Source organism: Halobacterium litoreum (assembly GCF_021233415.1).
Classification (GTDB): domain Archaea; phylum Halobacteriota; class Halobacteria; order Halobacteriales; family Halobacteriaceae; genus Halobacterium; species Halobacterium litoreum.
Genome location: NZ_CP089466.1, coordinates 14,949 through 34,003 on the forward strand (window position 1 = coordinate 14,949; position 19,055 = coordinate 34,003).

23 protein-coding genes are annotated in these 19,055 nt (G+C 69.4%); 10 read left to right on the forward strand and 13 right to left on the reverse strand.

Annotated features, from left to right (window positions below):
* Nucleotides 1–2 precede the first annotated feature (2 nt).
* From hemC to hemB, 5 genes are all read right to left on the reverse strand, one after another.
* On the reverse strand, nt 3–1,181 hold the full coding sequence (hemC, locus tag LT972_RS00075; RefSeq protein WP_232571152.1) for a hydroxymethylbilane synthase: 1,179 nt from the start codon (nt 1,179–1,181) through the stop codon (nt 3–5).
* A gap of 49 nt (nt 1,182–1,230) precedes the next feature.
* Nucleotides 1,231–1,746: a hypothetical protein gene (locus LT972_RS00080; RefSeq protein WP_232571153.1), complete on the reverse strand. Its 516-nt coding sequence runs from the start codon at nt 1,744–1,746 to the stop codon at nt 1,231–1,233.
* A complete protein-coding gene (locus LT972_RS00085) occupies nt 1,743–2,234 on the reverse strand; it encodes a hypothetical protein (RefSeq protein WP_232571154.1) in 492 nt (163 codons plus the stop codon). The genes LT972_RS00080 and LT972_RS00085 overlap by 4 nt, the downstream gene beginning before the upstream one ends.
* A gap of 61 nt (nt 2,235–2,295) precedes the next feature.
* A complete protein-coding gene (gene hemL / locus LT972_RS00090; protein WP_232571155.1) occupies nt 2,296–3,567 on the reverse strand; it encodes a glutamate-1-semialdehyde 2,1-aminomutase in 1,272 nt (423 codons plus the stop codon).
* Nucleotides 3,568–4,147: 580 nt separating this feature from the next.
* The gene (hemB, locus tag LT972_RS00095; RefSeq protein WP_232571156.1) at nt 4,148–5,128 is read right to left on the reverse strand and encodes a porphobilinogen synthase; all 981 of its coding nucleotides are present in this window, start codon (nt 5,126–5,128) and stop codon (nt 4,148–4,150) included.
* 344 nt (nt 5,129–5,472) lie between these two features.
* On the opposite strand from hemB, the gene LT972_RS00100 reads away from it, so the two are divergent.
* The 6 genes from LT972_RS00100 (at nt 5,473) to LT972_RS00125 (ending at nt 9,596) form a co-directional block, all read left to right on the forward strand.
* A complete protein-coding gene (locus LT972_RS00100; RefSeq protein ID WP_232571157.1) occupies nt 5,473–6,717 on the forward strand; it encodes an MFS transporter in 1,245 nt (414 codons plus the stop codon).
* Between the two features lie 69 nt (nt 6,718–6,786).
* Nucleotides 6,787–7,332, forward strand: coding sequence for a GNAT family N-acetyltransferase (locus LT972_RS00105; protein WP_232571158.1), 546 nt, complete (start codon nt 6,787–6,789; stop codon nt 7,330–7,332).
* A complete protein-coding gene (locus tag LT972_RS00110; protein WP_232571159.1) occupies nt 7,332–7,925 on the forward strand; it encodes a GNAT family N-acetyltransferase in 594 nt (197 codons plus the stop codon). Before LT972_RS00105 ends, LT972_RS00110 begins: the two co-directional genes overlap by 1 nt.
* Nucleotides 7,926–7,977: 52 nt before the next feature.
* Nucleotides 7,978–8,562, forward strand: a complete 585-nt coding sequence (locus LT972_RS00115; RefSeq protein WP_232571160.1) for a GNAT family N-acetyltransferase — start codon at nt 7,978–7,980, stop codon at nt 8,560–8,562.
* 61 nt (nt 8,563–8,623) lie between these two features.
* On the forward strand, nt 8,624–9,187 hold the full coding sequence (locus LT972_RS00120; protein WP_232571161.1) for a GNAT family N-acetyltransferase: 564 nt from the start codon (nt 8,624–8,626) through the stop codon (nt 9,185–9,187).
* Between the two features lie 40 nt (nt 9,188–9,227).
* Nucleotides 9,228–9,596: a spore germination protein GerW family protein gene (locus tag LT972_RS00125; RefSeq protein WP_232571162.1), complete on the forward strand. Its 369-nt coding sequence runs from the start codon at nt 9,228–9,230 to the stop codon at nt 9,594–9,596.
* On the opposite strand, the gene LT972_RS00130 is transcribed toward LT972_RS00125, so the two are convergent.
* The 5 genes from LT972_RS00130 to LT972_RS00150 all read right to left on the reverse strand — a co-directional run bounded on the left by LT972_RS00130 (nt 9,597) and on the right by LT972_RS00150 (nt 14,229).
* Nucleotides 9,597–9,992 carry a hypothetical protein gene (locus LT972_RS00130; RefSeq protein ID WP_232571163.1) on the reverse strand — a complete coding sequence of 132 codons (396 nt, stop codon included), beginning with the start codon at nt 9,990–9,992 and terminating at the stop codon, nt 9,597–9,599.
* Nucleotides 9,993–10,052: 60 nt separating this feature from the next.
* The gene (locus LT972_RS00135) at nt 10,053–12,179 is read right to left on the reverse strand and encodes a (Fe-S)-binding protein (protein ID WP_232571164.1); all 2,127 of its coding nucleotides are present in this window, start codon (nt 12,177–12,179) and stop codon (nt 10,053–10,055) included.
* A 66-nt stretch (nt 12,180–12,245) separates the two neighbouring features.
* On the reverse strand, nt 12,246–12,953 hold the full coding sequence (locus tag LT972_RS00140) for an energy-coupling factor transporter transmembrane component T family protein (RefSeq protein ID WP_232571165.1): 708 nt from the start codon (nt 12,951–12,953) through the stop codon (nt 12,246–12,248).
* Nucleotides 12,950–13,648, reverse strand: a complete 699-nt coding sequence (locus LT972_RS00145) for an energy-coupling factor ABC transporter ATP-binding protein (RefSeq protein WP_232571166.1) — start codon at nt 13,646–13,648, stop codon at nt 12,950–12,952. The genes LT972_RS00140 and LT972_RS00145 overlap by 4 nt, the downstream gene beginning before the upstream one ends.
* Nucleotides 13,648–14,229, reverse strand: coding sequence for a biotin transporter BioY (locus LT972_RS00150; RefSeq protein ID WP_232571167.1), 582 nt, complete (start codon nt 14,227–14,229; stop codon nt 13,648–13,650). The genes LT972_RS00145 and LT972_RS00150 overlap by 1 nt, the downstream gene beginning before the upstream one ends.
* Nucleotides 14,230–14,320: 91 nt before the next feature.
* On the opposite strand from LT972_RS00150, the gene LT972_RS00155 reads away from it, so the two are divergent.
* Both LT972_RS00155 and LT972_RS00160 read left to right on the forward strand, forming a co-directional pair.
* Entirely contained in the window at nt 14,321–14,938 is a 618-nt protein-coding gene (locus LT972_RS00155; RefSeq protein ID WP_232571168.1) for a conditioned medium-induced protein 4, read from the forward strand.
* Between the two features lie 39 nt (nt 14,939–14,977).
* Nucleotides 14,978–15,640 (forward strand): CRISPR-associated protein Cas4, encoded by a 663-nt coding sequence (locus LT972_RS00160; protein WP_232571169.1) that lies wholly within the window; start codon nt 14,978–14,980, stop codon nt 15,638–15,640.
* 18 nt (nt 15,641–15,658) lie between these two features.
* On the opposite strand, the gene LT972_RS00165 is transcribed toward LT972_RS00160, so the two are convergent.
* Nucleotides 15,659–16,258 carry an L-threonylcarbamoyladenylate synthase gene (locus LT972_RS00165; protein WP_232571170.1) on the reverse strand — a complete coding sequence of 200 codons (600 nt, stop codon included), beginning with the start codon at nt 16,256–16,258 and terminating at the stop codon, nt 15,659–15,661.
* 89 nt (nt 16,259–16,347) lie between these two features.
* On the opposite strand from LT972_RS00165, the gene LT972_RS00170 reads away from it, so the two are divergent.
* A complete protein-coding gene (locus LT972_RS00170; protein ID WP_232571171.1) occupies nt 16,348–16,698 on the forward strand; it encodes a hypothetical protein in 351 nt (116 codons plus the stop codon).
* 3 nt (nt 16,699–16,701) lie between these two features.
* On the opposite strand, the gene LT972_RS00175 is transcribed toward LT972_RS00170, so the two are convergent.
* Both LT972_RS00175 and LT972_RS00180 read right to left on the reverse strand, forming a co-directional pair.
* Complete coding sequence (locus LT972_RS00175; RefSeq protein WP_232571172.1) at nt 16,702–17,220, reverse strand: redoxin domain-containing protein; 519 nt, start codon at nt 17,218–17,220, stop codon at nt 16,702–16,704.
* Nucleotides 17,220–17,510, reverse strand: coding sequence for a glutaredoxin family protein (locus LT972_RS00180; protein ID WP_232571173.1), 291 nt, complete (start codon nt 17,508–17,510; stop codon nt 17,220–17,222). The genes LT972_RS00175 and LT972_RS00180 overlap by 1 nt, the downstream gene beginning before the upstream one ends.
* A gap of 109 nt (nt 17,511–17,619) precedes the next feature.
* Between LT972_RS00180 and LT972_RS00185 the strand changes: the two genes are divergently transcribed.
* Entirely contained in the window at nt 17,620–18,999 is a 1,380-nt protein-coding gene (locus LT972_RS00185; protein WP_390226289.1) for a hemolysin family protein, read from the forward strand.
* Nucleotides 19,000–19,055: the final 56 nt, after the last annotated feature.

A 19,055-nucleotide genomic window follows, 5' to 3' on the forward strand; every position in this document is an offset into this window, starting at 1 on the left:
CGCTACTCCTCCCGGCGCGCCGCCGCGATGAGTTCCGCGGCGCCGCGCTCCCGCAGGTCGTTCGCGAGCGCTCGGGCCTCGTTCGCGTAGTTCTCCGCGTCGAGTTCCCGGGTCTCGCCGACCTGCTCGGTGCCGTCTCGGCTGAACACCTGGACGTCCGTGCGCACCATCTCGCCTTGCACGAGCGCGTGGATGCCGATGGGGGCGATGCAGCCGCCGCCGAGTTCCTCGAGGACGACGCGCTCGGTGGTCGTCTCGACCCGCGAGCGCACGTGGTCGAGGGCGTCTCGGAGGTCGGTCGCCACGTCGCTGTCGCGGCGCGCCGTGATGCAGAGCGCGCCCTGCCCCGCCGACGGGACGTGCGTGTTCGTCGGCAGCTCTTCGGTCTCGACGTGGTGAATCAGGCCGGTGCGCTCGAGGCCGACGCGCGCCAACACGAGCGCGTCGTAGTCCTCGTCCGGGTCGCGTTCGAGTGCGGACTGCTGGAGCGGCGACAGCGACGCGAACCACTCCTCGACCGTCTGATCGAACTCGGCGTTCTGGCGGCTCCCGCCGTCGCTTTCCCCGGCGCTCTCGTTGTCCAGATTCTCGACGCCGGCTTCCACGTCGTCGCTGTAGTCGCCGCGTCGCTGCTCGCGGGCGTCCGCGGACTGCTTTTCCTTCTCGGCTTCCGTGCGGCGCTCGTGTTCGGCGTGCAGGCCGGGCGCGAGCAGTTTCTCCACGCGGGTGTCGACGTTCCCGCGAATCGGCTCCACGGTGAGGTCGGGGCGGTGGGCCTTCACCTGCGCGCCGCGGCGCAGGCTCGCCGTGCCGACGACGCTCCCCGAATCGAGGTCTTCGAGGTCGGTGCCGTCGTTCGTCACGAGCACGTCCGCGGGGTTCTCGCGGTGCGGGACGGCCGCCACCACGAGGTCGTCGGGTACGTCCGTCGGCACGTCCTTCATCGAGTGGACGGCCGCGTCGACGTTCCCGTCGAGCACTTCTTCGTCCAGCGCGCGCACGAACGCCCCGGTCTTCCCGAGGTCGCTGATGAGCGCGTCGGAGACGCGGTCCCCCTTCGTCTCCACCTCCACGAGTTCCACGTCGTGGCGGTGGTCTTCGAGCGTGGACTTCACCTCGCCGGCCTGGCGGAGGGCGAGGTCCGACCCACGGGTCGCGAGGCGAATCGGGTCGTCGTTCATACCAGACACTCGGCGTTCGGCATTGAAACCCCCTGCGTTCCGTCGCTCGCTACCGCAACTGCTCCTCGGGCCGGAGTTCGGTGCGCCACTCGCGCAGGCTGCCGGGCATCGCCACCAGGGACTTGCGCTCGCGGAGGTAGCGCACGCAGAGCCACGTCCCGGCGACGACGGCGACGCCGATGAGCAGCGTGCCCAGCGGGTCCGGTCGGAGCACGCTCTCGTTCCCCTCGAAGAACTGGTAGACGCCGGCGAGGAGCACGAGGTCGAGTGCGCCCGCAATCTGGGGGGCGCGTGCGCCCAACTCGGACCAGTCGCCGCCCGCGCGCTCGACGGCCCGCGAGTCCTGGAGGAGCGCGAGCGGCAACAGGAGGAACACGACGACGGCGGGGACGCCGAGCGCGACGGCGGGAATCGAGACGACCGCGTTCATGGACGTGGCGGCGGCCTCGGGCACGAGTAACACGACCGCGGCGACCCACAGCGCGCTCACCAGCCAGAACGCGGTGACGACGGGGACGGCGGCGACCCAGTACCACCACCGGGAGTCGACTCGGAGTTCGCTCACGGTCGCCCTACGGACTCGTGCCTCTTGAAGAGGTAGTATACGGCGACGGGGACCTGTAGCGGCTGGAGGAGGATTCCCGCGACCCCGAGCGCGGCGTACAGCGCGGGGTCGGGGTCCCAGTCGACGTCCGCGTCCGCGAGCGCGGTGGCGTCCCGGTAGACCGCCAGCGGGAACGCGACGGAGACGAGCAGGCCGACGGCGGCGAGCAGGAGCGCGCCGAGCACGACGAGGGCGAACCCGAGACCGACGCTCAGCGGCGCGGTCACGTCGCCGGCGCTCGCGGTGAACACGCCGCCGACGGCGAGCGCGAACGCGACCACGCCGAGCAGGAAGCCCAGCACGGTCGCGGCGACGTAGTACAGCGGGACCGCGGCGACCCAGTACCACCACCGGCCGCCGACGGGCGGCGCGTCGACTGCGGACGGCGCGTCGCTCCGTGGCTCGTCGGACGGCGAGGAGTCGGACGAATCCGCGGATTCGGAGACCATACCGGCGGTACGCCGGCCACCGAGAAAAAGCCCTGTTCGAGACCCGTCCGGCGAGCGCCGGTCAGAGCGCGTCGCGGTAGGCGTCGAGCGTGCGCTCCACGTCCTCGGCGGTGTGGGCGTAGGAGACGAACTGGGACTCGAACTGGTTCTGGGAGAGCATCACGCCGTCGTCGAGGACCTGCGGGCGGAACACGCGGTTCCAGCGGTCGACCGCCGCGTCGTCCACGTCGCCGCCGTTCCGGGGCGGGCCGTCGCGCGTGAACACGACCTTGAAAAGCGAGTCGGTGCCGACCACCGAGTAGTCGGGCGCCTGCGTCGAGACGATTTCGCGCAGGCCGTCGCGGAGTCGGCTCCCGAGGTCGTTGACGTGCTCGTAGACGTCGTTCTCGGCGGCGTACTGGAGGGTTTCGAGGCCGGCGGCCATCGTGACGGGGTGGCCGGAGAAGGTGCCGGCCTGGAACACGTCGCCGACCGGCGTGAACTCCTCCATCAGGTCCGTGCGGCCGCCGATGGCGCCGACCGGGAAGCCGCCGCCGATAATCTTCCCGAACGTCGTGAGGTCGGGCGTCACGTCGTACTTCGACTGCGCGCAGCCGAGGCCGCCGACGCGGAAGCCGGTGATAACCTCGTCCCAGATGAGGAGCGCGCCGTGGTCGTCGGTGAGGTCGCGGAGCGTCTCGTGGAAGCCGTCGACGGGTTCGACGATGCCCTTGTTCGCGAGCATCGGTTCGACGAGGACGCACGCGATGTCGTCGCCGTGCTCCTCGAAGACGCGGGTGGCCTCGTCGGCGTCGTTGAACGGCACCGGAATCGTGTGCTTCGCGAACTCGCGGGGGATGCCCGCCGACGAGGGGCCGCGCTCGTCGGCGTCGCCCTCGACCAGCGTCGATTCCTGCGCGCCGTGGTAGCCGCCCTGCATCACGACGACCTTGTTTCGGCCGGTGACGCCGCGCGCGAGGCGCACCGCGGAGACGGTGGCCTCGGTGCCGGAGTTCACGAACCGTACCATCTCCACGCTCGGGACGTGGCGCGCGACGAACTCCGCGTGCTCGACTTCGAGTTCGGTGGGCATCCCGTACATCGGGCCCTCGCTCGCGCGGCGCTGGACCGCGGCCTGCACGGACTCGGGGAGGTCGTGGCCCAACAGCAGGGGGCCGAGGCCCATCACCCAGTCCACGTAGCGGTTGCCGTCGGCGTCGACGACGTGGCCGCCGTCGCCCTTCCGCACGAACGTCGGGTAGGGCTGGGGGGCGGCCCGCACGGAGGAGTTCACGCCGCCGACGAGCACGTCGAGCGCGCGGTCGTAGAGGTCCCGCGAGGTCTCCCGGTTCATGCCCGGCAGTTGGGGTGGTCTCGGAAAATAGGTGTCGGGTCGGGCGTCAGCGGGCGGGCCGAACGCCGGTCTCGCCACTCGGCGGTCGACGACGGAGGATGTGGGTCGCCCGCGCGCTCCGCGGGCGGCCGCGGCAACAGGCGGGGCGGATTCGGGCTGTCCGAGGGCCCTGCGGGACCCCGAGGCCCGCGAGACGTGGCCGGGCGCCGACTGCGGTCGGCGCCCGGGAGCACAGTCCGACAGGACAGTGGCACCGTCACGCAGTCGTACCTACGCGTCGACCACCTCCTCGACGACGCCCACACCGACTGGGCGTTCGCGTGCGTTCGCGCCGTCCGTGGCGACGTTCGTGGGTCGCATCGTCGATTCAGTGTGAGGGCGTACCACTACCTAAAGGTTAGCACTACGAACGTCCATTTCATCAACGCTCTTCCGGACGCTCGGCAGATATTAATTCGTCTGCCGTACGTATAAGGACGTAAACCGTCCAGAAAGCCGACCGTTCGACCACTTCGATTGGACGAACGACAACCCGCGAACGGCTGGGAATCGAGCCGGTCTGCGAGCGAACGAGCCCTCCCTAGAGGCCTTCTGCGACGCGCTCGGCGAAGTACGTGACAATCAGGTCGGCGCCCGCGCGCTTGATGGAGAGCAGGCTCTCGCGGGCCGTCGCCTCGACGTCCAGCCACCCCTGCTCGCCGGCGGCGTGGAGAATCGCGTACTCGCCCGAGACGTTGTACGCCGCCACCGGCCGGTCGAACTCCCGGCGCACGTCCGAGACGATGTCGAGGTACGGGAGCGCCGGCTTCACCATCAACACGTCCGCGCCCTGCTCGGCGTCGAGCGCGACCTCCCGGCGGGCTTCCCGGCGGTTCGCGGGGTCCATCTGGTAGTGTCGCCGGTCGCCGAACGCGGGCGCGCCGTCCGCCGCGTCCCGGAACGGGCCGTAGAACGCCGATTCGTACTTCGCGGCGTAGGACATGATGGGCACGTCCTCGAAGCCCGCGTCGTCCAGCGCCGCCCGGATGGCGGCGACCATCCCGTCGGTCATCGACGACGGCGCCACCATCTCCGCGCCCGCCTCGGCCTGCGAGACGGCGGTCTCCGCGAGCAGGTCGAGCGTCTCGTCGTTCTCCACCGTGAGGGCCGGGTCGTCCGCGGCGTCGTCCTCAACGATGCCGCAGTGCCCGTGGCTCGTGTACTCACAGAGACAGACGTCCGTGATGACGTAGGCGTCCGTCTCCTCGGTGATTCGACGCGTCGCCTCCTGCACGACGCCGTCCTCGGCGTACGCCCGACTCCCCACCTCGTCCTTGCTCTCGGGGATGCCGAACAGCATCACCGCCTCGACGCCCGTCGCCAACACCTCCTCGACGCGAGCCACCGCCTCGTCGACCGGCACGCGCTCGTGGCCCGGCATCGACTCGATAGGCACGCGCTCCTCGGTCGTCGCGTCCACGAACACCGGCGCCACGAAGTCCGACGGCGACAGACTCGTCTCCGAGACGAGGCCGCGCACGCCGTCCCGCCGCAGTCGCCGCGGTCGGTCCGTCAAGTCCATAGCCGAACCTCGGGGACGCGCGCCAAAAGGGTTCGCGGAACCGGTCGTTTGTCTTCGTTTGTTCTTCTGTCTGCTTCTCGTCCGTTTCTCATACCACCGAAAGCCCCGGCCGTCTCGACTCCCGGGCCTCGCTGTGCGCGCTCACTTCGTTCGCGTGCTTGCGTCGGCCGGGTTCGCCGAGACGGCCGCCCCTTTCGATGTCCTCCCCGCTGGGTCGTGTGGCGAGCCGTCGCGGGGTGGTCGGCTAATTCGCTGTCGCGTGGCGGCCGTGGCGGTCGCTGTCCTCCCACTGCGAAATCGTCGGCTTTCACAACCGCCTTTATCCGCCCCCGCTATCCGCGAGTGTGAACCGCGACCGGCTCCAGTTCTACTCGCTTTATGTCACCCGGTTCGCGGGCGGCTTCGGCTTCAGCGCGCTCGCGTTGCTCCTCCCGAAGTACGCCAACGAACTGGTCGCCTCCGACCTGATGATCGGCCTCTTCTACACGGGGTTCACCGCGACCCAGGCGCTCGTCGTCGTGCCGCTCGCGTGGGCGGGCGACCGCTACGACAAGCAGAAACTGCTCGCGGGCCTGCTCGCGTTCGGCGTCGTCGTCGCGGGCGGCTTCGTGCTCGTGGACTCGTCGTGGGAACTCGTCCTCGTGCGCGGCGGCCAAGGCATCATCGCCACCGGGATGGGCCTGTTGAGCCTCGCGCTCGTCGGCGAACTCGCGACGAAGGGGACGCGCGCGAACCACATCGGGAAGGCGAACTCGTGGCGCTTTGCGGCCTCCCTCTGCGGGTTCGGCGCCGCGGGCCTCCTCTACGATCTCTACGGCTTCGACCCCGTGTTCTACCTGCTCGGCGCGCAGTTCGTCGTCGCGTTCGTCGCCGTGTGGTTCCTCCTCGACGCCGACGACACCCGCATCCGCGGGTTCCCGTTCACGGACCTCGCGGTGAACCGCCGCATCCTCACGCTCACCAGTTTCCGCGCGCAGTACGCCGTCGCGGTGACGCTCGTGCGGTCGTGGGTCGCCGTCTTCGCCGGCCTCGAAGCCGCGCGCGGCGGCCTCGCGTACACGGGCGTCGTGCTCGCCGTCGTGCTCAGCGCGGAGAAGTTCACGAACATGCTCTGCCAGCCCCACACCGGCCGGCTCTCGGACAGTTACGGCCGGTCGTTGTTCGTCGCCGCGGGCGGCGCGGCCTACGGCCTCGTCGCGTTCCTCGTGCCGTTCACGCCCGAAATCGGGCGGGCGCTCGGCGCGCCCGCCTCGGTGCCCGTTCTCGGCGCGGTGTCCCCGGCGTTCCTCCCGCTGGTCGCCGTCAACGGCCTGCTCGGCGTCGCCGACTCGTTCCGCGAGCCCGCGAGCATGGCGCTGTTCGCCGACGAGGGGAGCGACGGCGACGGCGTCGCGTCCTCCTTCGGCATCCGCGAGTTGGTGTGGCGACCGGGAAGCGTGCTCGCACCGCTCGCGGGCGGCGCGCTCACCGCGTCGCTCGGCGTCGAGTCCGTCTTCTTCGTCGGCGGCGCCGCGGCGCTCACGGGCGTCGGCACCTTCCTCGGCGTGCTGAGTTACTACCACGGCGCGAACGCGCTCACCGAGTGGTAGACCTGTCGGGATTCTTAGTGTAGGTCTCTTCTGCGAACACCTAACTCCGTGCAGTCTCGTGGTTCGACTATGCCCGGAGCCACGTTTGCGGAGGGCGATTCGGTCGCCCTCCGCACCGTCGAGGAGGACGACCTCGACTTCGTGCAGACCGCCCGCAACGACCCCGCCGTCCGCCGCCCGCTCACGCTGAACCGACCGGCGAACGGCGAGCAGATTCGCACGTTCTTCGAGAACGCCGTCTGCGACGACGACAGCGTCAGTCTGCTCGCGTGCGAGGCCGACGGGGACGACCCCGAGGCGGTCGGCGCGCTCGCGCTGTTCGACGAGGACGACGTCGCGGGGACGGCGACAATCTCGTACTGGATTGCGCCCGACCACTGGGGGAACGGCTACGCCACCGAGGCCGCCGAACTGCTCTGCGAGCACGCGTTCGACGACCGCCGCCTCAACAAACTCCGCGCGGACGTGCTCGTCTCCAACGACGCGTCCCGCGGCGTGCTGGAGTCGGTCGGTTTCGAGCGCGAGGGGACGCTCCGCGAGGAGAAGTTCGTCGGCGGCGACTACGAGGACGTGCATCGCTACGGCCTGCTCGCGGCCGAGTGGGGTGGTCGGTGATGCCTGGTCCCGTGTTCGCCGAGGGCGAGTCCGTGACGCTGCGAACAATCGAGGAAGAAGACCTCGAGTTCCTCCAGCGCGGCCGGAACCATCCCGAGATTCGCCGCCCGCTGACGGACGTCGACCCGCAGAACGGCGAGCAGATTCGGGAGTACTTCGAGAACGGTGTCTCCGGCGACGGCGACGGGTTCGGCTTCCTGATTTGCGCGCCGGAGGAATCCGACGACGCGGACGGCGAGGACGACGACAGCGAGGCCGACCCGGTGCCGGTCGGCGCCGTCCACATCCCGTGGGTTCGCACGAAACACGGCTCCGGGATGTTGATGTACTGGGTGCTCCCGGAGTACCAGGGGAACGGCTACGTTACCGAGGCGACGGAACTGATTCTAGACTTCGCGTTCGAGGAGCGCCGCCTCGCGAAGGTGTACGCCGTCGTCCTCGAATCGAACGTCGGCTCCCAGCGCGTCCTCGAGAGACTCGGGTTCGAGCGCGAGGGTGTCCACCGGCGCGAGTCATTCGTCGCGGGCGAGCGCGTGGACAACTACCGGTACGGCGTCCTCGCCGACGAGTGGCTCGACCAGTCGGAAACCTGAGTGAACTTCGTTTCAGCGAATCTATAACCCGTTGCGGGCGTCTCCTTCGACTATGCCAGGTCCAGCCTTCGCTCGCGGTGACCGCGTCTCCCTCCACCCCGTCGAGGAGGAGGACTACGAGTTCGTCCAGTACGGCCGCAACCACCCCGACGTCCGCGTCCCGCTGACGGACACGACCATCCGGTCGTCGGACGACGTGGCCGAGATGTTCGAGGACGCCGACTACCACTTCCTCATCTGCGTGGGCGACGGCGGGGAGTCCACGAACGACGAGAGCGGTGAAACCGCGAGCGCGGCCGAGGATACGGACGACCTCGAGGCCGTGGGCGTCGTGGCGTTTCCGTGGGTGCGCGACGGGGTGCAGGTCGGGAGCCTGATGTACTGGGTCGCGCCCGACCACCAGGGCAACGGCTACGTCACGGAAGCCACCGAGTTGTTCCTCGACTACGCGTTCGGCGAGTGCGGCTTCCACAAGGTGAACGCCCGCGTGAACGCGGACAACGGGGCCTCGGCGTCCGTCCTCGAGAACCTCGGATTCGAGCGCGAGGGGACGCGGCGAGCCGAGAGCGTCGTGGACGGCGAGTGGGTGGACATGCACATGTACGGCCTGCTCGCTGACGAGTGGCTCGACGCCTGACAGAGAGAGTCCCACGCACACCGGGAAAAGAGATAATTCGCTGGTCGCGGGACGTGGCTGTATGCCAGGTCCCGCGTTCGCGGAAGGCGACACCGTCTCCCTCCATCCCATCGAGGACGACGACCACGAGTTCGTCCAGTACGGCCAGAATCATCCCGACCTGCGGCGTCCGCTCGGGTCGACGACCATCCGGTCGGTCGACGACGTGGCCGAGATGGTCGAGGACGACAAGTACCGGTTCGTCGTCTGCGTGGACGACGTGGCGGCGTCCGGGGAGTCCGAGCGCGCCGACGCGGACGACCGCGAACGCGTCGGCGTCGTCGGCCTCCCGTGGGTGTTCGACGACCAGCAGTCCGGCTTCCTGATGTACTGGGTCGCGCCCGACCACCAGGGCAACGGCTACGTCACGGAAGCCACCGAACTCCTCCTCGACTACCTCTTCGGGGAGTGTGGCTTCCACAAAATCAGCGCGTTCGTCCTCGAGTCGAACGACGCGTCGGCCGCCGTCCTCGAGAAACTCGGCTTCGTCCGGGAGGGCACGCTGCGCGGCGAGTCGTTCAGCGGCGGCGAGTGGGTGGACAACTACCGGTACGGCCTGCTCGCCGACGAGTGGTTGGACGGCTGACGGGAGAAGACGTTTCTCGGTGGTCGTCGTAGCACCCCGCATGCACACGGACGTAGACAGCGTGCTGGCGTCGGTGGTCGAACGACTCGCAGAAGCCGGCGGTGTCGGGTCGGTGTACGGCGACCCCGTGGAGCGCGACGACCGCACCGTGATTCCCGTCGCGCGCGTCGCGTGGGGGTTCGGTGGCGGCGGCGGGAGCGGCCCCGCGGACGCCGAGCGCGAGGACGGCGAAGGAGACGAACCGGCCGGTGAGGGCTACGGGATGGGCGGCGGCGTCTCGGCGTCGCCCGCCGGCGCGCTCGAAATCACGGACGACGGTACGCGGTTCGTGCGCTACGAGAGTCGGAAGCGACTGGTCGTCGCCGTCCTGCTGGCGTTCCTCGCGGGCGTCCTGCTCGGCCGGCGGTAGTCACTCGGAGAACGCGACCCGGCGCACGTCCGCGACGAACTCGGCACACGACCGCGCGACGTGGGTTTCGAGTTCCACGAACACGCCCGACCGGACGTCCGCCGACGCCGACGGCTTGAGGTGCATCATCGCCGCGCCGTCCCGAATCTGGATGCTCGCGCGCTCCAGACCGAGCGTCCCCCACTGCTCGTCCGTCTCCGACACGTCGTCGCAGGCCGCGAGCACCGACGCGTGGAGGTCGGCGAACCGCTCGCGGAGGTCGTCGCCGAGGTCGCCCCTGACGTACGTCACGTCCAGCACGTCGCCGCGGTAGACGGCAACCCCTCGGAGGCCGTCCTGTGCGCGCTCCTGTACGTACGCCTTGACTGCCGACGGTGACACGGATGCGGAGCTCACGAACTACGAATCGGAGCCCGCGGGGATAATATTTTGCCTCGGTTACACGAACTGAAACCGCTAGTCCGCCGCCGCGGACGTAGTGCCGGCGTCCGTCGCGGTGCCCTTCGCGTCGATGGCTTCCACGAGCAGTTCCGTGATGTCCGTCACCTCGATGTCGTCCTCGAAGCCGCCGGTCTTCCGGCCGTCCTCGTACATCGTCATGCACATCGGGCACGCGACGACGAACCGGTCGACGCCCGCACCGGCGTCGGTGTCCTCCAGGGCTTCGCGGATGCGTTCCTCGCTCGGCTTCGAGTCCTCCTCGAAGTCCATCCAGAGGCCGCCGCCGCCGCCCCCACAGCAGAACGAATCACTGCGGTTGCGGGGCATCTCGTCGAGCGTGACGCCCGTCGCGCGGATGACCTCGCGGGGCGCCTCGAACTCGCCGTTGTACCGGCCGAGGTGACACGGGTCGTGGTACGTCACGGTGTCGTCGAGCTCGGTGCCCGAGAGACCGAGTTCGCCCGCGTTCACGAGGTTCTCGACGACCTGCGTGTAGTGGAACACGGAGTCGGCGTTCTCGAACCCGAACTGGTCGTACTCGTTGGTGAACGTGTTGTACGAGTGCGGGTCGGTGCAGACGATTTTGTCGTACTCGCACTCCCGGAACGCCTCGATGTTGTCCTCGGCGACCATCTCGAAGAGTCCCTCCTCGCCCACTCTGCGGATGTCGTTGCCGTCGTTCTGTTCGTCCTCGTAGAGGATGCCGTAGGAGACGCCGGCCTCCTCGAAGACCTTCGCGAGCGAGCGCGCGACGTGTTGGTTGCGCTCGTCGTAGGACGGGTAGTCGCCGACGTACCAGAGGTACTCGACTTCCTGGTCGCGGGCGTCCGGCACCTCGAAGTCCAACTCCTCGGTCCAGTCGGGGCGCTTCCGGTCCGGGTCGCCGAACGTGTTGCCCTTCTGGAAGACGTTCATCACGGCCTCCTCGACGTTCTTGTTCATCTGGCCGGACTCGGTGAGGCGGCGGTTCATCTCCGTGAACTGCGTGACGTGCTCGATGTCCACCGGGCACGCGTCCATGCAGGCCATACAGGACATGCAGGACTCCATCGTCTCCGCGTCGATGACGGAGGTGCCGCCGTCCGCGACGATGTCGACCTCGTCTCGCTCGCCGGCTTCGAGGTCCTCGCGGTACGTCTTCAGGTCCAAAATCACGTCGCGCGGGTCGAGCGGGCGGCCCGACGCCTTCGCCGGGCAGACCGACGAACACCGGCCGCACTTCGTGCAGGCGTCGTGGTCGAGCAGTTGCTTCCACGAGAAGTCCTCGATTTCGGAGGGGCCGATTTCCTCGGGGCTGGCGTCCTCCGGCACGCGGGGGAGGCGGGCGCCAGCGTTCTCGTCGCGCGTGACGAGGTTCGCGTAACTCGAAATCATGTGGAACGGCTTCGCGTACGGAATCGCCGCGACGAACGCGAGCGCGAGCAGCGCGTGACTCCACCAGATGGCGGGGTAGGCCGCCGTCGCCATCGACTCGGTGACGCCCACGAACTCGAAGACGTCGGCGGTGAACCACCCGACGAACGAGACGGTCTCGAAGTCGGGGCGGCCCGTGCCGAGGATGCGGACGCCCTCGGTGACGTAGCCGCCGACGCCGAGGAAGAACAGCGTCCACACGAACAGGCCGTCCTCGGTGCTGGTGTGTTTCCCCCAGAGGCGGTCGTTGCGCGTCCAGTACCGGCGGTAGAGCGCGACGCCGACGCCCACCACGAACAGCAGGCCCATGGCGTCCATCACCAGCGAGTAGGCGAGATAGAAGTCACCGACGAAAAACGAGGGCTGGCCGAGCGCCTTCGTCCAGATGTCCATGTCGATGGCGAGGATGGTGGTGCCGATGAGCAGGGTCAGGAATCCCCAGAGGATGAACGTGTGCATCAGGCCCGCGACGAGGTCGCGGTCGAACTGCTTCTCGTTGGTCGCGACGAGTTTCGCGGCCTCGGCGATTCGACCGGGGAGGTCGGTCAGCCGTTCGGTCGGGTCTTCGCTGCCTTTCGCGTACGTCGCGAACCGCTGGTACACCCCGTACAGGAGAATGAGGATGGCCACGGCGGCGAGGTAGTAGAACAGGGCCTCGCCGACGTGGCTTATCTGCCAGAACGTGGGGCGGGTCTCGGTCCCCGCCTGCGCCAGCGCGAACGAATACATACGAGAAACCCGGGCCGATACCCGCATAAAGGTTGTCAACCGCGAGACCACGCGCGCTCGGTTTCCTCACGCGAACGCGGCGACGGCGAGCGCGAGCGCGCCCGCGGTCGCGGCCCAGTCGGCGTCGTCGTACGCGAGCGGCGGCCGGGTGGGGTTCCACGCGAAACACCGGGCGCGGAGCGCGACGGCGAGGCGGTCGGCGCGCTCGAACGCCCGGTTCAGACCGCCGACGGCGACGAGGCGGAGGCGTTCGCGGAGCGAGCGCTCGGTCCCGAGCCGGGCGTCGACGGCGTCCCGGCGGCCCGCGAGGTCGCCCTGCAGGACGGGGAGAAAGCGGAACACGAGCGCGACGCCGACGCCCGTGGCCGCCCCCACTTTGCCGGGGAGGAGCCACCGAATCGCGGCTCGCGAGTCGCGGACGGGCGTGCTGTAGACGTACGCCGCCGACACGAGCAACACGAGCAGGACGCGGTAGGACGCGAGCGCGGCGGCGAACGCGGGGTCGACCTCGAACCACGGCGGGCCGAGCGTGAGGCCGGCGACTGCGGGACCGAGCAGGAGGAAGGGGAGTGCCAGCCAGAACTCGCCGAGCGCGTCCCGAACCGACGCGCCGGCGAGTCGGGGCGCGGCGGCGGCGAGCGGCGTCAGCAGGGCGAGGCCGACGGGCGTGGTGTGCGCGAACGCCGTGACCGCGAAGGCGGCCTGTAGGGCGAGTTTCGCGCGCGGGTCGCGCCGGTGGAACACGCCTGAGCCGGGCCGGTAGGCGAGCGTCACGGCGCGCGCACCCCCAACTCGGGGAGCGCGTCGCGGACGTCCTCGGGCGGGCCGTCGGCCGCAATCGCGCCGTCCGCGAGCGCGACGATGCGGTCCGCGAGGTCCCAGACGTCTCGCAGGTCGTGGGTGACGACGACGACGCTGGTGCCGTCGGCGCGGAGCGCGCGCAGGCGGTCGAGGACGGACTGGCGGGCGGGCCAGTCGAGGCCCGAAAACGGTTCGTCGAGGACGAGGTGGTCGGGGCGCATCGCGAGCGCGCTGGCGATGGCGACGCGGGCCTGCTCGCCGCCCGACAGTTCGTCGATGCGCTCGTCGTGGCGACCCGCGAGTTCGACGGCTTCGAGGGCGTCGGTCACGCGCTCGTCGACCGCCTCCCGGGAGAGCCCCAGGTTCTCGGGGCCGAACGCCACGTCCGCGCCGACCGTCGCGCCGACGAACCCGTTCCGGGGGTTCTGGAACACCATCGCGACGCTCGCGCGCGCCGCCACGAGGTCGTCTGCGACGGGTGTTCCGTTCACGGAGACTTCGCCGTCGTCGGGGTCCAGCAGACCGTTGAAGTGGCGGACGAGCGTGGTCTTCCCGGAGCCGTTCGCGCCCGCGAGCACGACGAACTCGCCGTCGGGGATTTCGAGGCTCACGCCGTCGACGGCGACCGCGTCCCCGTAGCGGTGCGTCAGGTTCCGGACCGAGAGCATCAGGCGGCGTTCAGTTCCTCGCTCCGGGTGACGCCGACCGCGGCGGCGATTTTGATGGCTTCCGCGGGGATGAACGCCACCGCGGAGACGGCGAACGCCTCGGAGAGCGTGACGTTCTGGACGTACGCGAAGCCGACGGTGCCCATCGCGTAGATGACGACGGTGCCCGCGACCATCCCGGCGACGAGGCGAACGACGCTCACGTCTCGGGGGTCGGCGAGGCCGTCGGTGCCGTGGACGATGCCGCCGGTCAGCGCGGCGGCGACCGGATAGGACAGGAGGTAGCCGCCGGTGTAGCCCGTGAGCGCGCCGATACCGGCGGTGCCGCCCGCGAAGACGGGGGCGCCGGCGGCGCCGGCGACGAGGTACAGCGTCAGGGAGACGCCGCCCCACAGCGGGCCGAGGTAGACGCCCGCGAGGAAGACGCCCAGCACTTGGAGCGTGATGTCCGTCGGCGACACCGGGTTCGGGAACGCGACGTACGCGAACGCGCCGGTGAGCGCGGCGAACACGGCGGCGCGCGCGACGTTCTCGACGACGCGCTCGCCGACGAGGTCGACTGACTCGGTCTCGACACTCATGACTCGACCACGCTCGTCAACCACTTTCAATTCCTCGGTTTACGTCCCGGGCCGCGGTCAGGCGTCAGACATTTGGCGGCGCGGGAACACAGTGTCGCACTACTACATGGACGAGAAGACCGAGGAACTCCGTGACATCTTCATGGACGTCGCCGACGACGAGGAGGTCACGGAGTCCCAAGCGGAAACCCACGGGTCTCTCAGTTCCGAGACGGAGGTCGACGAGCGCCTCCGGAACGCCGTCGAGGAGATGCGCGACAACCTCGACGTCGACACCGACCTCGCCACCGACGACCTCACTGACCTCGTCAAGACGTTCTACGCCGGCGAGAGCGACGCCGAAATCGCCGCCGAACTCGACGCCGACGTGGACGCCGCCGCCGTCGCCGACACCCGCTACGACCTCCACCTCCTCCGCGACGCCGACACCGACGCCGACTTCGACCTCGACGCGCTCCGCGAGCGCCGCGGCGAGGACGCCGACCCGGCCGACCTCGCCGACGACCTCGACGGCGACGAGGACGCCGTCGAGCGCTGCCTGCGCGTCCTCGACGCGCGCGACGAGATTCGCAGCGTCAACGACCGCTACCGCGCCGAGTTCGAGAACGCGCTCCGCGACCGCGAGCTCTCCGAGCGCCTCACCTCCACCGTCCACGAGGACGGCCTCGACGACGCCACCGAGGGACAGGAGACGGACATGCAACTGTAGCCCGGACGTTCAAGTACCAGACCGGGACCACCCCGTGGCGTGCCCGACACCCTCGCGTTCGGCGACCTCGCTCGCGCCGCGTACTGCCCGCGCCAACTCTACTACGCGCGCAGAGACGACGGCGACCCGCCGCCCGAGTACCGCGCTGCCCGCGAACTCGCCCGGTCGTACGACGAACTCGCAGTCGCTTCTGACGCCGCGCTCGACACCTTCGACCTCGCGGTCCCCGTCGCGAAGTTCCGGTCGAACCTCGAATCGAGTCTCGACCGCCACCCTCGGGTCGCCGACCCCGAGGAGACGGACGCGTTCCTGCGCGGGAAGGACGCCCACGGGCGCGCCGCGAAAGTCCACCGCGACCCGCTCGCCGTCTCCGTGGTCACGCCCGGAGCGCCGCCCGAGCAGGGCGTCTGGGAGCCACAGACCGTGCGCGCCGTCGCCGCGACGAAGGCGCTCGCGTGGCGGGAGAACGCGCCGGTCGACGTCGCGTACGTGGAGTACGCGCGCCACGGCGTCGTCCGCCGGGTGGACGTGACGACGCGGAAGAAGGCGGCCTACCGGCGCGCGCTCCGGGCCGCCCGGGGCCTCGACGGCCCGCCGCCGCGCCTCCACGACGACGCGAAGTGCGGCGCCTGCGACTACCGCGAGATCTGCGGGACAAAGACGCGGACGCTCGGCTCGCTGCTGTCGCTCGGCGACGACTGAGAACGGAGCGGCGCGGCCCTACCGGCGGGCGGCGAGCCAGTCCTCGATGGCGGCGGCGTTCGCGCCCTCGCGGAGAATTTCGCCCTGCGCCACGTCCACGACCGTGCTCCCCGTCCCGCCGGGGGTCTCGCCGGCGTCCAGCACGAAATCGACGCGCTCCCGGAACTCGGGGTCGAGGTCGGCGGGACGGGTGACGCTCGGACGCCCCGAGATGTTCGCGCTCGTCGACGTGAGCGGCGCGACCCGGTCGAGGAGCGCCAGCGCGACGTCGTGGTCGGGAACGCGGACGCCGACGCGGTCGCGACCGCCGGTCAGCGCCTCGGGCACCGTGTCGCGCTTCTCGCAGACGACGGTGACGGGGCCGGGCAGGAACTCGGCCATAAACTCGCGTTCCGCCTCGCCGACGCGAACGTGGTCGAGTGCGGCCTCGTACGTCGGAAACGCGAACGAGAGCGGTTTGTTCCGGGGTCGCTCTTTCGCCTCGAAGGCGGCCTCGATTGCGTCCTCGTTGAGCGCGTCCGCGCCGAGGCCGTAGACCGTCTCGGTCGGGTAGACGACCAAGCCGCCGTCGCGGGCGGCGCGGGCGGCCGCGTCGAGGTCCGCGTCACTCACATCCATGCCCGCAACTTGGACGGCCCGCGAAAAAACGTTGTCAGTGTCGCAGTACCGGGGAAAGTGTTACACTCACCACTCGACTGTGTGGGAGTGTGCCGACCTCCTACCTCAGCGCCATGGCGCTTTGCGGCGTCGTCGGTGCGGCCCTCGTCTCCGCCGCCGTCGAGCGGGACGCTCGCGGGCGTCGGTTGCCCGGCCCGTCGCGCTGGCTCCTCGTCGCTGTCGCATGCTTTGCGGGCTTCGGCGCGTTCCTCGTTCCGGTCGTCTACGAACGCCAGTTGTCACACTTCTACTTCCACGTCGTCAAACCCGCGCCGACCGTCGTCTCGCCGTACGAGTGGCTGACTGTGAGCGTCGCGACCGGCGCACTGCTCTGTGAAGGCGCCTACGCGACGTACGTGGCGGGTGTCAGTCGAGTGGCGCCGGCCGAAGGCGACCTCTGAGCGTTACAGGTCCGCGAGCGCTGCCTCTACCTCGTCGTAGTCCGGGAACTCCGGCCACTCCGAGGCGACCCACGCGTACTCGACGGTGCGGTCCGCGCCGACGAGGAAGACGGCGGGGCGCGGCTCGCTGACGCCGGCCATCCCGTCGACGTCGTGACTGACGCCGTAGGCTTCGGCGACGCCGTTCTGGGGGTCGCTGAACAGGCCCGCGAAGTGCCCGATGTCGCGGTCAGCGACGGTGGTCTTGTGCTCGTAGGGCGACGAGATGGAGACGCCCGCGACCTGCACGCCGTACTCCTCGACGCTCCGGTCGCGGAGCTCGTTCCAGACGTACGTCGCGGGGAACGCGCCGTCCATCGTCGTGAACACCAGCAGGACGGGCCCGTCGCCGAGCAAATCCGAGAGCGCCACGTCCTCCCAGTACTCGTCGTTCACGAGCGGGCGCGTGAACTCCGGTGCCTCGTCGCCCTCGGCGACGTGGTCCGCGTCGGGGAGGTCGACGACGTCGAAGCCGAGGTCCATCAGGCGTCACCCCCGTAGGTCGCGTCGAGGTAGTCCACGATGTTCGCGCTCTCGGCCATCGCCACGCCCGTCTCGTCGTCCACGATGGCGGGCACGGTGCGCGCGCCGACGATGCGCTTGACGGCGTTGCGCTCCGAGTGCAGCGGTTCGACGAACCGCGACTGGTAGTCGAGGCCGAGTTCGTCGAGTCGCCGCACGACGCGCTCGCAGAACGGACACGCCTGCAGTCGGTACAGCGTGATGTGGGCGTCGCTGTGGTCGGGACGCGGCGGGATGTCTCGCGCGCTCATGTACGCGACGATTGGCCCGAACGCCGGGTAAACGCTTCGCCCGCGGCATTTGCGGTGGCTTCGTTGAGAAAGGTATTAATCCGGGCGGCCGGAAACAAGTCGTACTGGAATGGGCTCACTGTTGTCTCCACTCGCAGTGACGGTACTCGGCTTCGAACTCGGGGAGACCGCCATCACAGTGGCCGGTGCTTCGGTCATGGTCGTGTTGATGTTGCTCTCCGCGTTCTTCTCGTCCTCTGAGCTGGCGATGTTCTCGCTGGCGAGCCACCGCATCGACGCGCTCCAGGAGGAGGGACGGCCGGGCGCGAACACGGTCGCCGCCCTGAAAGAGGACCCCCACCGACTCCTCATCACGATTCTCGTCGGGAACAACCTCGTGAACATCGCCATGTCCTCTATCGGTACCGCTCTGTTCGCCGTCTACATGTCACAGGGGCAGGCGGTCGTCGCGGCGACGTTCGGCGTCACCGCGCTCGTGTTGCTGTTCGGCGAGAGCGCGCCGAAGTCCTACGCCGTCGAGAACTCGGAGTCGTGGGCGCTCTCCATCGCGCGCCCCCTGAAGTGGTCCGAGCGCCTCCTGTACCCACTGGTCGTCCTCTTCGACCACCTCACCCGCATCGTGAACCGCGTCACGGGCGGCCGCGCGGCCATCGAGACGAGCTACGTCACGCGCTCCGAGATTCAGGACATGATCAAGACCGGGGAGCGCGAGGGCGTCATCGAGGAAGAGGAACGCGAGATGCTCCAGCGCATCTTCCGGTTCAACAACACCATCGCGAAGGAGGTGATGACGCCCCGCCTGGACATGACCGCCGTCTCGAAGGACGCCACCGTCGAGGAGGCGATACAGACGTGTACGCAGTCCGGCCACGAGCGCGTCCCCGTCTACGAGGGCGAACTCGACAACGTCATCGGCGTCGTCAGCCTCGAAGACCTCGTCCGCGAGTACCTCTACGGGGAGTCCGAGGACGTCGAACTCGACGACCTCATCGAGCCGACGCTCCACGTCCCCGAGTCGAAGAACGTCGACGACCTGCTCCAGGAGATGCAGGACGAGCGCGTCCAGTTGGTCGTCGTCATCGACGAGTTCGGGACGACCGAGGGCCTGCTCACCACCGAGGACATCACGGAGGAGATTGTCGGCGAAATCCTCGAAGGCGAGGAGGAACTCCCCCTCGACTTCGTGGAGGACGACACCGTCCGCGTGCGCGGCGAAGTGAACATCGAGGAGGTCAACGAAGCCCTCGAAATCGACCTGCCGGAGGGCGAGGAGTTCGAGACCATCGCGGGGTTCATCTTCAACCGCGCGGGCCGCCTCGTCGAGGAGGGGGAGACGTTCCGCTTCGAGAACGTCGAACTCACCGTCGAACACGTCGAGAACACGCGCATCATGAAGGCGCGCGTCAAGCGCCTGCCGCCCGAGGAGGCCGACGACCTCGAACACGAGTCGCTGGCCGCCGAAGGCGAGACGCAGACCAACGACACGTAGCCCGCCGACTGCCGCCCCGAAGACCGACACCCGTCTTTTTGCATCGGAGTCCGCTC